At 65.3% G+C, this 17,680-nt stretch carries 4 protein-coding genes; all 4 read left to right on the forward strand.

Annotated features, from left to right (window positions below; genetic code table 11):
* The first annotated feature begins 16 nt into the window (after window positions 1-16).
* The 4 genes from ACNFHO_RS22600 (at window position 17) to ACNFHO_RS22615 (ending at window position 17,394) form a co-directional block, all read left to right on the forward strand.
* Complete coding sequence (locus ACNFHO_RS22600; RefSeq protein WP_153774772.1) at window positions 17-1,144, forward strand: hypothetical protein; 1,128 nt, start codon at window positions 17-19, stop codon at window positions 1,142-1,144.
* A 163-nt stretch (window positions 1,145-1,307) separates the two neighbouring features.
* Complete coding sequence (gene alaC / locus ACNFHO_RS22605; protein WP_054892518.1) at window positions 1,308-2,516, forward strand: alanine transaminase; 1,209 nt, start codon at window positions 1,308-1,310, stop codon at window positions 2,514-2,516.
* A gap of 197 nt (window positions 2,517-2,713) precedes the next feature.
* Window positions 2,714-3,097 carry a YkgJ family cysteine cluster protein gene (locus ACNFHO_RS22610; protein WP_054892519.1) on the forward strand — a complete coding sequence of 128 codons (384 nt, stop codon included), beginning with the start codon at window positions 2,714-2,716 and terminating at the stop codon, window positions 3,095-3,097.
* A 311-nt stretch (window positions 3,098-3,408) separates the two neighbouring features.
* Window positions 3,409-17,394: an autotransporter-associated beta strand repeat-containing protein gene (locus ACNFHO_RS22615; RefSeq protein WP_416767406.1), complete on the forward strand. Its 13,986-nt coding sequence runs from the start codon at window positions 3,409-3,411 to the stop codon at window positions 17,392-17,394.
* The last annotated feature ends 286 nt before the right edge of the window (window positions 17,395-17,680 follow it).

Below are 17,680 nucleotides of genomic sequence, written 5' to 3' on the forward strand. Positions count from 1 at the left end.
ATCAGGAGGCATCCAAATGAGTGTTTTTACCGTCTATTTCTGTGGCACCGGGTCCCATCGTTTCGATGACAAGAACCCCAACTTCTGGAATGGTGAGCTGATCGCCACGCTGGCGAGCAATCACTCCGGCAGGGAATTCGTCGATTGGATCACAGTCGATGGCCCAGGCAGTGGCAACCTGCAGGACGATGCCCTGTTCGTCGATGACGGCGACTACTACAAAGTGACCGGCACCCTGTTCGGCAAGGGTTGGGATGAGAATGTGCAGCACGCCCTGCAGGTCATCAAGGGCAAGAGTACCTGGGCCCGCACCAAGCTCACCGAGCAGCAATACCAGAACCTGAAGAGTGCAGGCATTCCCATTCCTGATGCCGAGGCCGGCGGCTCGTGGTTCTGGCGCACTTACGACTACGGCGATCGCGCGGTGACCCCTCAGGCTTTGCAGGAGCAGTTGATCAAGCAACTGCGCAAACCGCTGATCCCGACCACGGTCAACCTGGTGGGGTGGAGCAGGGGCGGAATCAGTTGTCACATGCTTGCCAACGCCATGGCGCAAGACCCGGAGCTGTGCGATGTAAAGGTCAACATCTTTGCCATCGATCCGGTGCCCGGCGTGGGTAACGTGCAGTCTGAGCGTGTGCAACTGGGAGCCAACGTGAAGGAGTACGTGGGGTTCTACGCACGAGACGAGCGATCCAAAGGTTTCGCCTGTGTGGTGCCTGTCACTGCATACGGTACGCGTATGAGCGTTCTCCCGATGCCGGGCCGTCATGCAACGCTGGTGGGCAATGCTTCGATAGACGGCGCAGGTTCCGGCAAGGCACTGCCTGAACCGGGGATGATCGTACGGCACTTCGCCGAGGTTTGCCTGAAGCGTTGGGGTGTAACGTTGGACAAGTGTCTGGATTTGAGCGATGCGGCGCTGATGACCTATCACAAGACCATCGACGCGAACGATGAGCTCTACCGCGCCATGCGCAAGAAGTCCTATACCGTACTGACCGAAGGCACTGCCGATGAACGTATGGTTCACCGCGGCAGCATTGCCACGGAGTTCACCCAGGTGCGTGGCGAGCACATGGACCCCAGCGATGGGTTGAGCATCCAGCGCTTCGACTTGAACGCCTACAAGGCTTTGCGCTGAGTTACACGCTTACCCGCCAACGAGCGAGTCTCGCTGGCGGGGCTGCCAATCTGTCGGTAGCCCCTTTACAACGCCAGGGCAACCAGACTATTTTCTGCCTCGGCCACCGCAGTGGCCAACGTCGCTCGGACGGTTCCGGGCGCTTACGTCTCTCGAGGAAAGCATGGCCAACCCAGGTTCGCCGCGCCGCTTTGCGCGCATCGATCGTCTCCCCCCCTACGTCTTCAACATCACTGCCGAGCTCAAGATGGCGGCACGCCGTCGCGGCGAAGACATCATCGACCTGAGCATGGGCAACCCGGATGGCGCGACCCCGCCACATATCGTCGAGAAGCTGGTGCAGGTCGCCCAGCGTGAAGATACCCACGGCTACTCCACCTCGCGCGGCATCCCGCGTCTGCGCCGCGCCATCTCCAACTGGTACAAGGAACGCTACGAGGTCGAGATCGACCCGGACAGCGAAGCCATCGTCACCATCGGCTCGAAAGAGGGCCTCGCGCACCTGATGCTCGCCACACTCGACCATGGCGACACGGTGCTGGTGCCCAACCCAAGCTACCCGATTCACATCTACGGGGCGGTGATTGCCGGTGCTCAGGTTCGCTCGGTGCCGCTGGTACCGGGCGTGGACTTCTTCAATGAGCTGGAGCGGGCGATCCGCGAATCGATCCCCAAGCCGAAGATGATGATCCTGGGCTTCCCGTCCAACCCGACTGCACAATGCGTGGAGTTGGACTTCTTCGAGCGTGTGGTCGCCCTGGCCAAGCAGTACGACGTGCTGGTGGTGCACGACCTCGCTTACGCCGACATCGTCTACGACGGCTGGAAGGCCCCCTCGATCATGCAGGTGCCCGGCGCCAAGGATATCGCGGTGGAATTCTTCACCCTGTCCAAGAGCTACAACATGGCGGGCTGGCGGATCGGTTTCATGGTCGGCAACCCCGAGCTGGTCAGCGCCTTGGCGCGGATCAAGAGCTACCACGACTACGGCACCTTCACTCCGCTGCAAGTGGCGGCAATCGCTGCGCTGGAAGGCGACCAGCAGTGCGTACGCGACATCGCGGAGCAGTACCGGCAACGCCGCAACCTGTTGGTCAAGGGGCTGCATGAGCTGGGCTGGATGGTCGAGAACCCGAAAGCCTCGATGTACGTCTGGGCCAAGATCCCCGAAGCTTATGCGCACCTCGGCTCGCTGGAGTTCTCCAAGAAGTTGCTGGCCGAGGCCAAGGTTTGTGTCTCGCCCGGTATCGGGTTTGGCGACTATGGCGATGACCATGTGCGTTTTGCCCTGATCGAGAACCAGGATCGCATCCGCCAGGCCATCCGCGGCATCCGTCAGATGTTCCGCGCCGACGGTCTGACCAGCAAGTAAACCCAGGCTCAAGCCGCAAGCAGGTCTGCGATGGCAGGCCGTTTGCGGCTTTACCTGCCACTGGCAACATGGCGCTCGAGGGTCGCGACCAGCGGCCGTCTTTTTTTCATTTCCCCTCTATCCAGCCGCTCGTGCTTGGATTAAAAATGGCGCCGCGAGCGCCCGCTCGATAACAACAACTTCCCTTCCTGGCCATCATGTCCGAACAGAACCCTTGCCTGACCTGCGGCGCCTGCTGCGGCTACTTTCGTGTGTCTTTCTTCTGGGGTGAATGCCAGTCTTCGGGCGGGTTGGTGCCCGACGATCTGGTGGTGCAGATCAATCCGACCCGTGTGGCGATGATCGGCACAGACGCCAAGCCTTGCCGCTGTATCAGCCTGGACGGCGAGATCGGCAACAAGGTCGGGTGCACCATCTACGAGAATCGTTCCACCCCCTGCCGCGAGTTCGACGCTTCGTGGGAGAACGGGGTGCACAATCCCAGCTGTGATGACGCCCGTGCCGCCTATGGCCTGCCACCACTGACACCTCCCGGTGCCAACGAGCCGCACTGGCCTGACGATGGGGCAGAGGTCGCTTGAAAGTGAACGGCCGGATCATTTGCGAAACGGCCAAGCCCATCACGTTTTGCCTGCCGGACACGACCGTTCGTCGGTTGGATCCAAGCGGCGCACCGCTGTAGCCCGCGAAATACGGGCTGCCTTGAAAAAGTATTAACACCATTTGACCGCCCCGGCGGAGCCTCACGCCTGCTCGCCAGCGGCTACACATTCCCAACAAGGAATCATGTAGCCATTGGTCAGGTGTTTCGTCGTCGCGTGTTCGACTAGCCGGCAACATTGCAGTGCGAGCGTTCAAGGACCGAACCACCTGATCCACGAAGGAGCTCTCCGTGGACAGAAGCGTCGCCTCCGTTTTGCCTACCCGTCTCTCCCATTTGTCGCTCGCTGTGAGCCTGGCTGTCGGAGGGCTGGCCTTCGGTCTTTCGAGCGAGCAGGCCCTGGCTGCGTGCAGCGCGGCCGGGTCCATCATCACTTGCAGCGGTGCTGCCAACCCGCTGGCGCCGAGCTATAGCAATGGCGGTAGCGGCCTGACGGTCAACGTGAACCCTGGCGCCAGCCTGGGTACGCTGTTGGGCGTGGGAGGCACGTCGCTGTCACTGGCGGGCAACAACAATACGTTGAACAACTCCGGCACCATCGACCCTACGTTGCTGGGGTTGTTGAGCATCCAGTCCAGTGCTGTGCTGATCGGCAATACTGGTACCGGCAGCACGCTCAATATCAACAACAACGCCTCGGGGGTAATCAAGGGCACGGGTGCCTTGCTTGGCGCCAACCTCCTTAACCTTACGGGCATGGCGCTGGACGCGCGCAATGGTGTGGGCGGTACCACTACCATCACCAACGCCGGCAGCATCGGTTCCTCGGCGTTGCTTGGCCTCACGCTGCTCAGCGAGGACACGCCGGTCATCGCTGTGACCGGCGGGAGTACGGTTAACTTCACCAACACCGGCACCATCCTTGGACGGGCAGCGTTCGAGGCTTCTGCTGCGGGCAACACCTTTACCAACGCCGGCACCTTGACCGGCAGCTTGTCGATGGGGGCCAACAGCACCAACCGCTTCAATGCCATTACCGGTTCGAGTGTCGGTGCCGGGCTTGGTATCAGCGTTGCACTGCTGGTCACCAGTAATCCCAATCTGGGCTTCGCAGCCGCCGGCAAGATCGATGGCGGTGCCGGTGGCACCAACACCCTGGCCTTGCAGAATGCCATTGGTGGCGGTAGCGGAACCACCGGTTCCGGCACGATCAACGCCAACAACTACATCAACTTCAACCGCCTGATCGTCGACAGCGGGACCTGGAGCCTGATCGGCCAGGTGCTCAACGGCACCACCCAGACCACCCTCAATGGCGGTTTGGTCAACTTCGACAATGCCAGCGCCTTTGGTACCGGCGGCATCACCGTCAACGGTGGCGGGCTTGCCGGTACTGTCGCAGGTCTGAGCCTGGCCAACGCCCTGACGCTCAACGCCGGCATCAACGTCGGCGGTGCTACCGACATGGCCCTCAATGGGGTCATCTCCGGCGTTGGCGGCTTGACCAAGACTGGCGCCGGCCTGCTCACCCTTGGGGCCACCAACACCTATAGCGGTGGTACCACCCTGGCCGCTGGCGGCCTCAACCTGACCAGCGCTGCGGCGCTCGGCAGTGGTGCGCTCACCGTCAGTGGTGCAAGCAGCCTGCAAGGCAGCGTGCCGCTGGTATTGAATAATGCCGTGGCGCTGAACGCGGCGCTGACCTTGCCCGGCAGCAACGCCCTGACCCTCGGGGGCGTGCTCAGCGGCACGGGCTCGCTGGTCAAGAGCGGCACCAGTAACCTGACCCTCAACGGCGCCAATACCTTCTCCGGCGGCACCAGCCTCGGCGGCGGCACGCTCACCCTCGGCAACAGCGCTGCCCTGGGCATTGGCGCGCTGACCCTGACCGGCAGCGGCGTGCTGGACACCACGGCCGCCATGACGCTGGCCAACGCGGTCAACCTCGGTGCCAACGCCCTGACCCTGACGGGCAACAACGCCCTTACGCTGGGCGGCGTGATCGCCGGCGCGGGTGGCAGCTTGATCAAGAACGGCGCCGCCGACCTGAACCTGAACGGCACCAACACCTTCAGCGGTGGCACCACGCTCAACGCCGGCAAGCTCACCGTCGGCGCCAACGCCGCGCTCGGCACCGGCGCCCTGACCCTGGGTGGCAACGCCAGCCTCGACGCCAGCACCGCAGTCAGCCTGGGTAACGCAATCAACCTCGGCGCCAACACCCTCAACCTGTTGGGCACCAGCGCCACTACCCTGGGCGGGGTGATCAGCGGCACCGGTGCACTGGTCAAGAACGGCGCCGCCGACCTGGCGCTCAACGGCAACAACACCTTCAGCGGCGGCCTGACCCTCAATACCGGCAAACTCACCGTGGGTAACAACAACGCCCTGGGCGGCGGTGCCCTGACCCTGGGTGGCAACGCCAGCCTCGATGCCAGCACCGGGGTCAGCCTGGGCAATGCCATCAGCCTGGGCGCCAATACCCTCAACCTGCTGGGCACCAGTGCCACCACCTTGGGTGGAGTGATCAGCGGCACTGGCGGGCTGGTCAAGAACGGCGCCGCCGGCCTGACCCTCAACGGCGCCAACACCTTCAGCGGTGGCACCACCCTCAACGCCGGGGTGCTGACCGTCGGTAACAACAACGCGCTGGGCACCGGTGCCCTCAGCCTGGGCGGCAATGCCAGCCTCGACGCGGGCGTGGCCGTCAACCTGGGCAACGCCATCAACCTGGGTGCCAACACCTTGAGCGTGCTGGGTAGCAACGCCACCACCCTGGGCGGGGTGGTCAGCGGCACTGGAGCATTGGTCAAGAATGGCACCAGCAACCTCACCCTCGGTGGCACCAATACCTTCACAGGTGGCCTGACCCTCAACGCCGGCACCCTGACCCTGGCCAGCGCTGCGGCGCTGGGCACCGGCGCGCTGACCGTGGGCGGCGCATCCACACTCGCCAACAGCGCGGCGATGACCCTGAACAATGGCGTCAATCTCGGCGCCAACCTGACCCTGGCCGGCGCCAACAACCTGAGCCTTGCAGGCAACCTGAGCGGTACTGGTGGCCTGATCAAGAATGGGGCGAGCACCCTGACCCTGAGCGGCAACAACACCCAGAGCGGTGCCACCGCGCTCAACGCCGGCACGCTGGTGGTCGGCAGCGCCACCGCCCTGGGCACCGGCGCACTCAACGCCGCCGCCAACACCACGCTGGATTCGTCGGTGGCCGGGCTGACCCTGGGCAACGCGCTTAACCTGGCCGGCAACCTCAACCTCGCCGGCAGCAACAACCTGACCCTCGGAGGCGTAATTGCCGGTGTCGGTGGCCTGACCAAGAACGGCAGCGCTACCCTGACCCTCAACGGTGCCAACACCCAGATCGGCGCCACCAACCTCAACGCCGGTACCCTTGTGGTTGGCAGCAACACGGCCTTGGGCTCTGGCGCGCTGAATGCCGCTGCCGGTACCCACCTGGACGCCAACGCCGCAGTCAACCTCGGCAACGCCGTGAACCTGGCCGGTGCCCTGACCCTCGACGGCACCGCCAACCTCGGCCTTGGTGGCGTGATCGCCGGTGCCGGTAGTCTGGTCAAGAACGGTGCCGCCACGCTGACGCTTTCCGGTCCCAACACCTACCTGGGCGGCACGACCCTCAATGCCGGTGGCCTGGTGCTGGGCAATGGCGCCGCACTGGGCGTCGGCAAGCTGACCGTGGCGGGGGCCGGTAGCCTGGATACCTCGGCTGCGCTGACCGTTGGCAACGCCGTCACCCTGGATGCCGACCTCACCCTGGCCGGCAGCAACAACCTCAACCTCACCGGTCTGGTCGACGGCACCGGCCGGCTGATCAAGAACGGCACCAGCACGCTCACCCTCGGCGGGCTGAACACCTATGCCGGTGGCACGCTGCTCAACGGTGGCGCCCTGGTGCTGGGTAATGGCAGTGCCATCGGCACCGGCGATCTTACCGTCGGTGGCGCCGCGAGCCTGGACAGCAGCGCTGCACTGAGCCTGGGCAACAACATTGGCCTGAACGCCGACCTTACCCTCACCGGCAGTAACGCGCTGACCCTCGGCGGTGTGGTCAGTGGGGCAGGGCAGTTGGTCAAGAACGGCAGCGCCACTGTGACCTTGAACGGGGTCAACACCTATGCCGGTGGCACCACGCTCAACGCGGGTGGCCTGGTGATAGGCAACGGCAACGCCCTGGGGACCGGCGCCCTGACCGTGGCCGGCGCCGCCAGCCTGGACAACAGCGCGGTCGCTACCCTGGGCAACGACATTGCGCTCAACGCCAACCTGACCCTCGGCGGCAGCAACAACCTGACCCTTGGCGGCATCATCAGCGGTACCGGAGGCTTGATCAAGAATGGCCTGGCCGACCTCACGCTGACCGGCAACAACACCTTCAGCGGCGCCGTCGACTTGCTCGGCGGCACCCTGACCACCGTTGGTACCGGTGCGCTGGGCAACGCCTCGGCGGTCAATGTCGGCGCTGGCGCCAACCTCAACCTTGGGGCCAGCACCACGGTCGGCGGGTTGAGCGGTGCCGGCGCGGTGAGCGTGGCGGGGGGCAGTGACCTGACGGTCGGCGGCAACAACCTCAATAGCGTATTCAGCGGCGCCCTGGCCGGTAGCGGTGGCCTGATCAAGACTGGCACCGGTGCTCTGGAACTGTCCGGCGTGAACGTGCTTGGCGGCGCCACCACGGTCAATGGCGGCCTGCTCAATGTCAGCGGTTCGCTCGCCAGCTCCGGCGTACAGGTCAATGTCGGCGCTAGCCTGGGCGGCACCGGCAGCGTGATCGGCCCTGTGGACATCGCCAACGGGGCGCACCTGCTGGCCAACAGCGGCGCGACCCTCAACACCGGTGCGCTGACCCTGCACAGCGGCTCGATCCTCGACTTCGGCCTCGGCTCGCCCTCCACGGGCGGCACTGCCTTGGTCAACGTCAACGGCAACCTGACCCTCGATGGCACCCTCAACGTCACCGACCTCGGTGGTTTCGGCACCGGTATCTATCGGCTGTTCGACTACACCGGCGCGCTGGTCGACAACGGCCTGCTCGTTGGCGCGTTGCCGGGTAGCGTACTGCCGGGCGATGTCCAGGTGCAGACCGCCATCGGCGCGCAGATCAACCTGCTGGTGGGCGGTGCCACCGGTAACGTGCAGTTCTGGGACGGTTCGCAAAGCGTGCCGAACGGCGTCATCGACGGTGGCGCCGGCACCTGGGACGGCAGCAATACCAACTGGACCGACATCAACGGTGTGCTCAACGGCAGCTGGGCCAGCGATTTCGCCGTGTTTCAGGGCACCGCTGGCGATGTCAACGTGGTGGGCACCCAGGCTGCCACCGGTCTGCAATTTGTCACCAACGGCTATCGCCTGATCGGTACCGGTGGCCTGAACCTGGTCAATGGCAGCAACGGTGCATTCGCCGTGCGTGTCGATCCGGGCGCTACTGCGACGATCAACGTCGGCCTCTCCGGCAGCGGCCAACTGGCCAAGCTCGACACCGGAACCCTGGTGCTGAACGGCGCCAACAGCTACACCGGTGGGACCCTGCTCAACGGCGGCACCCTGGTGGTAGGCACCAACACCGCCCTGGGTACTGGCGCGGCCAGCGCCGCAACGGGCACCACGCTGGACAGCAACACCGCAGTCACCCTTGGCAACGCCCTGGCCCTGAGCGGCGCCCTGACCATCGCTGGCAGCGCCGACCTCGGCCTGTCTGGTGTGGTTTCGGGCGCCGGCAGCCTGGTCAAGAACGGCGGTGCCAACCTGACGCTGGGCAATGCCAACACCTACAGCGGCGGCACCACCCTTGCCGCTGGCACCCTGACCCTGGGTAACGACCTGGCCCTCGGCACGGGCGGCCTGAACGTCACTGGTGCCTCCACCCTCGCCACCACGGGTAACGTGGCGTTGGCCAACACCGTTGCGCTGAACGCCAACCTGACCGTGCCAGGCACTGGCAACCTCACGCTCAACGGCGCACTCAGCGGCACCGGTGGGCTGATCAAGACCGGCACCGGCGTGCTCACCCTGAACGGCAGCAACAGCCAGCAGGGTGTTACCAGCCTCAATGGCGGAACCCTGGTGGTCGGCAGCAACACCGCCCTGGGCACTGGCGCGCTGAATGCCACAGGTGGCACTACCCTGAGCGCAGGCGCCAACGTGACCCTGGCAAACGCCCTCAACCTGGCGGGCAACCTGACGCTCGCCGGCGCGCAGGACCTGGTGCTAGGCGGCAACATCATTGGCGTCGGCGGCCTGACCAAGACCGGCAGCGGCACACTCACCCTCAATGGCACCAATGGCAACCTGGGCAACGCCAACCTCAACGCGGGCACCTTGGTGCTCGGCAGCGCAAGCGCGCTCGGCCTCGGCCAGCTCAACGCGGCTGCGGGCACCACGCTCGATAGCAATACGGCGCTCACTATCGGCAACACCGTCAATCTGGGCGGCAACCTCACCATCGCCGGCAGCAACGACCTGGGCCTGGGTGGGCTGGTCACGGGCGCTGGCAGCCTGACCAAGAATGGCGCCGGCAACCTCACCTTGAGTGGCCCCAACACCCTGTCCGGTGGCGTGACCCTCAACGCCGGCACCCTGACCCTGGGCAATAACTCGGCACTGGGCCTCGGCAACCTGACCGTCGGCGGCGCCAGCAACCTGGCCACCACCGGCGCCCTGATCGTGGCCAATCAGGTCACGCTCAACGACACCCTGACCCTGCCTGGTAACAACGACCTGGCCCTGAGCGGCGTGATCAGCGGTACCGGCGGGCTGACCAAGACCGGCACCGGCAACCTGACCCTCGGTGCCGCCAACACCTACCAAGGCACCACCACGCTCGCCGCAGGCACCCTGACCCTGGGCAACGGCAGCGCGCTGGGCGCTGGCAACCTCTCGGTGACCGGCAACAGCACCCTGGCCACCACCGGCGCCCTGCAAGTGGCCAACGCCATCGGCCTGGGCACGGGCGCCACCTTGGGCGTCAACAACGCCCAGACGCTGACCCTCGACGGGGTCATCAGCGGCGGCGGCAGCCTGAACAAGACCAGCACCGGTCAACTGGTGCTCAACGGCGCCAACAACTACACCGGCGGCACCTCGCTGCAGGCCGGCAGCCTGCTGCTGGGTAACGCCAGTGCCCTGGGCAGTGGCGCCCTGAACGTCACAGGTGCCGCAGCCCTCGACGCCAGCCAGGCCCTGGCTCTGGTCAACGCGGTCAACCTGACCGGTGGCAATCTTACCCTCGGTGGCAGTCAGGCCCTCACCCTCAACGGTGTGGTTTCCGGCGCCAACGCACTGGTGAAGAACGGCGCCGCCGGCCTGACCCTCAATGGCAACAACACCTACAGCGGCGGCACCACCCTTAACGCCGGCACGCTGACCGTCGGCAGCAATACCGCGCTGGGTACCGGGGATCTGAGCACTGCTGCCAACACCTCCCTCGATGCCAGCGTGAACGTCGCATTGGCCAACAATGTGCACCTGGGCGGCGCGCTCAACCTGCCAGGCACCGCCGACCTGACTCTCAACGGCGTGGTCGACGGTGTCGGTGGCCTGAACAAGGCTGGTGCCAGTACCCTGACCCTCAATGGCGCCAACAGCTACCTGGGCGGCACCACCCTGGGCGCCGGGCAACTGGTGGTGGGTAACGACAACGCGCTGGGGCAGGGCGGCCTCACCGTCGCGGGGGCCTCCACCCTGAGCAGCGGCGTCGCCAGTACCACATTGGCCAATAACGTCACCCTCAACGCTGGCCTCACCGTCGCCGGCACCAACGACCTGACCCTCAACGGAGTGATCAACGGGGCCGCCGGGCTGACCAAGAACGGCAGCGGCAACCTCACGCTCAACGGTAACAACGGCTACCAAGGCGGCACCCAGCTCAATGCCGGGCGCCTGACCCTCGGCAGCAGCGGCGCCCTGGGCACCGGCACCCTCGACGTGACCGCCGACGCCACCCTTGCCAACAGCGCGCCGATGGCACTGGGCAATACCATCGCCCTGAGCAACGGCGCCAACCTGACCGTCGACGCCGCCAATGCCCTGATCCTCAGTGGCGACCTGGGCGGCACAGGTAACCTGGTCAAGGCCGGTGCCGACGATCTGACCCTGGTCGGCGTCAAGACCTTCACCGGCAACGTCGATATCCAGGCCGGCTCGCTCACTACGCTCGGCAGCGGCGTGCTGGCCAACGTCGACACCCTCAACATCGGTGCCAGTGGCCAGCTCAACCTCAATGGCAACACCAGCCTTGGTGCCCTCACCGGCAGCGGCAACGTCGATGTCGGCGTTGGCAGCACCCTGAGCCTGGGCAGCAACAACGTCAGTACGACCTTCGCGGGTGCCCTCAATGGCTCGGGCGGCCTGGCCAAAGATGGCACCGGTACCCTGACCCTCACCGGTACCAGCAATCTGGCTGACAACACGCAGGTCAACGCTGGCACCCTGAAAGTCGATGGCAGCCTGGGCAGTAACCTGCTGACCGTCGCCAGCGGCGCAACCCTCACCGGCAGCGGCTCTGCCAATGCCTCGGTGGTGATCGACAACGGCGGCCACCTGGCAGGCCAGAGCGGCGCCACCCTGGGCCTCGGTTCGCTGGTGCTCAACAGCGGATCGATCGTCGATGTCGGCCTGGCTTCGCCAAGCACTGGCGGCACCGCGCTGTTCAATGTCGGCGGCAACCTGACCCTCGACGGCACCCTCAACGTCAGCAATATCGGTGGCTTCGGCAACGGCGTGTACCGCTTGTTCGACTACGCCGGTGCGCTGACCGACAACGGCCTGGACTTCGGCACCCTGCCGCTGGGCGTGAGCCTTGGCGATGTGTCGCTGCAGACCGCGCTGGCCAACCAGATCAACCTGCTCGTCAGCTCCAGCGGCCTGAACATCCAGTTCTGGGACGGCAGCCAGACTGCCCCGAACGGCCAGGTCGATGGTGGCACCGGCGTGTGGAACGCCGGCAACACCAACTGGACCGACCTCAACGGCACCGTCAACACCACCTGGGGCAGCACCTTCGCGGTGTTCCAGGGCACGGCAGGTGACGTCACCGTCGACGGCAGCCAGAGCGTCAATGGCATGCAGTTCGTCAGCAACGGCTATCGCCTGCTGGCCGGGACCGCCGGCCTGCTCGACCTGGTCAACGGCAGCGGTGGCGATACCAGCGTGCGGGTCGATCCCGGCGTGATCGCGACTCTCGAGGTTGGCCTGGGCGGTGTCGGCAAACTGAACAAGCTCGACACCGGCACCCTGGTGCTCAACGGCAACAACAGCTACAGCGGCGGCACCCAGCTCAGTGGTGGCACCCTGGTGCTGGGCAGCAACACCGCGCTCGGCACCGGCCTGCTGGACACTGCCAGCGGTACCACCCTGGACACCAACAAGAGCGTGAGCCTGGCCAATGCGATCACCCTCGCCGGCCCGCTGAACCTGACCGGCAACAACGACCTGGCGCTCACTGGCAACGTCGGTGGCGCCGGCAGCCTGGTCAAGGACGGTAATGCGCACCTGGCGTTGTCCGGCAACAACAGCTACAGCGGCGGCACCGCACTGAACGGCGGCACCCTGGTGGTAGGCTCCAACACCGCACTGGGTACCGGCGTGCTTAGTGCGGCGGCAGGCACCAGCCTGGACAGCAGCCAGGCTGTGACGCTGGCCAACAACGTCAACGTCGCCGGCAACCTCAACGTGCTCGGCAGCAATGACTTGAGCCTCGGCGGCACCGTCGCTGGCGCTGGCCGTCTGGTCAAGTCCGGCATCGCGCGGTTCAGCCTGCTGGGCGCCAATACCTTCAGCGGCGGCACCGAGCTGCAGGCCGGCACTCTGGTGGTCGGCAACAACGGCGCGCTCGGCACAGGTGGCCTGGACGTGACCGGCAATGCCAACCTCGACAGCAGCACTGCGGTGACGCTGGCCAATCCGGTCAATGTCAGCGGCGTCCTCAACGTGCTGGGCAGCAACGACCTGCAACTGGCCGGTGTGCTCAGTGGCAACGGCGTGCTGAACAAGAACGGCCTGGCCGATCTCACCCTGTCGGGCAACAACACCTTCAGCGGTATCCTCAACATCCTTTCTGGCAGCCTGAGCACTATCGGCACCACCGCGCTGGGTACCCAGAGCGAGTTGAACGTCAGTACCGGCGCGAGCCTCAACCTTGACGGCAACACAACCCTGGGCGAGATCGGTGGCACCGGCGCGATCCAGATTGCTGCAGGCAACAGCCTCAACGTCGAAGGCGGCGTGTTCGATGGCAACATCAGCGGCACCGGCACGCTCAACAAACTCGGCGCCGCCACCCTGGCCCTGAGCAGCAGCAACAGCCATACCGGCAATACCAACGTGCAGGCCGGTGGCTTGAAGGTGGATGGTTCGCTCGCCAGCAGCGCGGTCAACGTTGCCAGTGGTGCGACGCTGTCGGGTGCGGGCAACCTCGGTGGGGCGGTGACGGTCGCCAGCGGCGGTAGCCTCGCTGCTGCCAGCGGCGCGACCCTGAACGCGAGCAATCTGGCGCTGGATGCCGGTTCGAACTTCAATGCAGCGCTTGGCACGCCGACCGGCGGCAATTCGCCGCTGGTCAACGTCGCCAACAACCTGACCCTCGGTGGCACGCTCAACGTCACCGACATCGGCGGCTTCGGTGCAGGCGTCTACCGCCTGTTCGCCTACGGCGGCAGTCTGATCAACAACGGCCTGGCCTTTGGCACCACGCCCGTTCCAGTGACCGACCTCACCGTGCAGACCGCCGTGGCCAATCAGGTCAACCTGGTGGTTGGTGGTGCCAGCAACGTGCTGTTCTGGGACGGTAGCAACACTGTCGCAAACGGTGTGATCGAGGGTGGCAGCGGTGTCTGGGATGCCACCAACAGCAACTGGACCGATGCCAACGGCGTACTCAACAGCACCTGGAACGACACCTTCGCAGTGTTCCAAGGCACTGCCGGGACCGTCACCGTCAACGGCAGCCACAGCATCACTGGCCTGCAATTCATCACCGATGGCTACGTGCTCAACGCAGGCGCAGGCGGCGAACTGCTCACCAGCACCAGCGGCACTACCAACCTGCGGGTCGATAGCGGCGTCACGGCAACCCTCAACGTTGCCCTCAACGGCACCGGCAACGTCGCCAAGTACGATGCCGGCACGCTGGTGCTCAATGCTGCCAACGGCTACAGCGGCGGCACCGCGCTCAACGGCGGCACCCTGGTGGTCGGCAACGACAGTGCGCTGGGTAGCGGCACGCTGACCGCCGCAGCGGGCACCACCCTGGACAGCAACACTGCTGTCACCCTGGCCAACGCCGCAGTCCTCAACGGCGCACTGGCCATCGGCGGCAGCAACGCGCTGACCCTCAACGGCGATATCAGCGGTGCTGGCGGGCTGGTCAAGAATGGCGCAGGCCTGCTGACCCTGGGCGGCAGCAACAGCTACAGCGGCGGCACCCAGATCAACGCGGGCAGCGTGGTCGGCAACACCACCAGCCTGCAGGGTGCGATCCTCAACAACGCGGCGCTGACCTTCGAGCAGAACGCCAACGGCAGCTACACCGGCAACCTCACTGGTAGCGGTACGCTGACCAAGAACGGCAGTGGTGAACTGCTGCTGACCGGTGTCAACGGCTTGACCGGCGCCACCACCGTCAATGCCGGCAGCCTGCTGGTCAACGGACGCCTGGACAGCGCCACGGTACAGGTCGCTACCGGCGCTCGCCTGGGCGGCAGCGGCACCTATGCCGGGGCTGTGCAGATCGCCGACGGTGCCACCCTGGCCGCGGGCCAGAGCAGCACACCGCTGACGGTAGGCAGCCTGAACCTGAGCTCCGGCAGCGCCCTGGACTTCTCGCTCGGGGCGCCAGCGGCGTCCACTACGGTAGTCAAGGTCGACGGCAACCTGGTGCTCGACGGTACGCTGAACATCACCAATGCCGGCGGCTTCGGCACCGGCGTCTACCAGCTGTTCAACTATGGCGGCGCACTGACCAACAACGGTCTGGTCTTCGGCGCCATCCCCGGCAGCGTGGCGCTGGGCGACCTGAGCCTGCAGACCGCCATCGCCAACCAGATCAACCTGGTGGTGCAAGGCGCGGGCGACCAGTTGCAGTTCTGGAACGGTGGCAAGACCAACCCGGATGGCAGCATCGGTGGCGGCAGCGGCACCTGGGGCCCTGGTACCAACTGGACCAACTCCAACGGCACCACCGGCGAAACCTGGAGCGATGCCTTCGCTGTATTCGGTGGCCAGCCTGGCACCGTCACCGTGGTCGGCAACCAGGCGTTCAGCGGCATGCAGTTCCTCAGCGACGGCTACCAGGTGGTGCCGGGCACAGGCGGCAGCCTGACCCCGGTCAACGGTGCCGATGGCAGCCTGGCCCCGGTACGGGTCAACGCAGGTGCCAGCGCCGTGATCAGCGCGCCACTGGTAGGCACTGGCGGTATCGAAAAACTCGACGCTGGCACGCTGTTGCTGACCGGAGCCAACACCTACACCGGTGGCACCATTGTCAGCGGCGGTACCTTGGCCGGTAACACCACCAGCCTGCAGGGCAGCATCACCAACAACGCCAACCTGGTGTTCGCGCAGGGCACCAACGGCACCTTCAACGGCACCCTCAGCGGTACCGGCACCACCACCAAACAAGGGGCGGGCAGCCTGTTGCTGACTGGCAACCAGCCGTTCAGCGGGGCCTTCAACGTCAACCAGGGCACGCTTCAAGTCGGCAATGCCGACAACCCAGGCACCAACCTTGGCGCCCAGGTCACCGTGGCCAACGGCGCGGCGCTCACCGGCAACGGTACTGTCGCCAGCCTGACCAACCACGGCACTGTGCTGCCAGGGCCTGCGGGCAACCTCAATGTCAGCGGCAACTTCACCAACGCCAGCGACGGCAACCTCGTCATCGACCTGGGCACCGCGCCGGTGAACTACCTGAATGTCGGCGGCACGGCCAACCTGGGCGGCAGCCTGACGGTGGCCAACCTCGCCGGTGGCAACGGGCAGTACACCGTGGTCAGTGCAACTGGCGGCATCAACGGCACCTTCGCCAGCAACAACCTGATGAACTCGGCATTCCTCAACAGCTCGCTCGACTACGGTGCCAACCAGGTGACCCTATCGGTCAGCCGCAACGGCAACGCGTTCGCCGATGTCGCGGCCTCCAGCAACCAACGTGGTGTCGCCACGGCCCTGGAAAGCGCCGGTGCGCCGACCAGCCTGCGCGACAACATCCTGCCGCTGGACCGTCAGGCCGCGCAGTCGGCGTTCGACAGCCTGTCCGGGGAAATCCACGCCAGCACCGCGACCGTGCTGATCGAGGATTCGCGCTACATCCGCGACGCGGTCAACGACCGTATGCGTCAACCGGATTGCAGCCGCGAGGACGATCCACGCCGTACCCTGGCGCCAACCGCCAACCAGCAACTGACCAGCGAAGGTTGCCAGGGCCAGGCCGTGGGCTGGATCCGCGCCATTGGCGGCTGGGGTGACTACGACGGCAGCAGCAGCCATGCCAGCGTCGACCGTGACCTGTCGGGCTTCATGCTCGGTGTCGACCGCGCCCTGGACGATCAGTGGAAAGTCGGTATCGCTGCCGGATACACCCGCAGCAGCATCGATGCTCACCGTCGTCAGTCGGACGCCAGCGTCGACAGCTACCACCTGGCCACCTACCTGGGTTACCAGATGGATGCCTTCGCCGCACGCCTGGGCGCCAGCTACACCTGGCATGACATCGACACCAAGCGCGATGTCCAGGTGGGCAGCTACGACGACCGCCTGAAAGCCAAGTACAAGGCTCGCAGCGCCCAGGTGTTCGGCGAGGTGGGTTACGCCATCGACGCTGGCGGTATCGCCCTGGAACCGTTCGCAGGTCTGGCCTATGTCAACTACGACAGCGACAGTGCCCGTGAGAAGGGGGGCGACGGCCGCCTGAAGGCCAGCGTCGATCAGGATGTGACCTTCTCCACCGTCGGGGTGCGCGCCGGCAAGCGCATCAAGCTGGACAGCGGCAGCGAGATCACACCACGGCTGTCGGTTGGCTGGCGGCATGCCTTCGGCGACACCAAGCCCGATGCCGATGCTCGCTTCATCGCCGGTGGCGCTGGCTTCAGCACCGAAGGCGTACCGATCGCCCGCGACGCTGCGGTGGTCGAGGCGGGTGTCGACCTGGCTGTCGGCCAGAGCGGCAAGCTGGGGGTGGGGTACTCCGGGCAACTGTCCAGCGAGAACCGCGACCACGGTGTGGTGTTGAGCTTCAGCATGGGCTTCTGACGCGACATTGCAGTTGGGGTACTACAGGCGCCGTTCGCAAGAACGGCGCTTTTTTTTGTCAGAGCGAAACTGTGCAGGGCGTCAAGAGGCGAAAAATCACAGGCGAATTTTACATGTCCTGTTTGAATTGATTCGGGCGGGCCGGGCATTCAAATAGAGCTATCCAGTTGGTGTGTGCCGATTATTACGCTGCTTTAATTGGGTGGATGGTCACGCCAAGAGGGTCGTTGACCCCACTGGCGCGCCACTTTGCCAGGGCGAGGATTTATTAACTCTTGTTACATTT

It is taken from the genome of Pseudomonas sp. NY15374, assembly GCF_048068255.1.
In the GTDB taxonomy this organism is placed as follows: Bacteria; Pseudomonadota; Gammaproteobacteria; order Pseudomonadales; family Pseudomonadaceae; genus Aquipseudomonas; species Aquipseudomonas machongensis.

Excerpts from the sequence above, each read along its gene's own strand:
- alaC (WP_054892518.1), top strand. The coding sequence starts at position 1,308 with ATGGCCAACCCAGGTTCGCCGCGCCGCTTTGCGCGCATCGATCGTCTC.
- ACNFHO_RS22600 (WP_153774772.1), top strand. The coding sequence starts at position 17 with ATGAGTGTTTTTACCGTCTATTTCTGTGGCACCGGGTCCCATCGTTTC.
- ACNFHO_RS22610 (WP_054892519.1), top strand. The coding sequence starts at position 2,714 with ATGTCCGAACAGAACCCTTGCCTGACCTGCGGCGCCTGCTGCGGCTAC.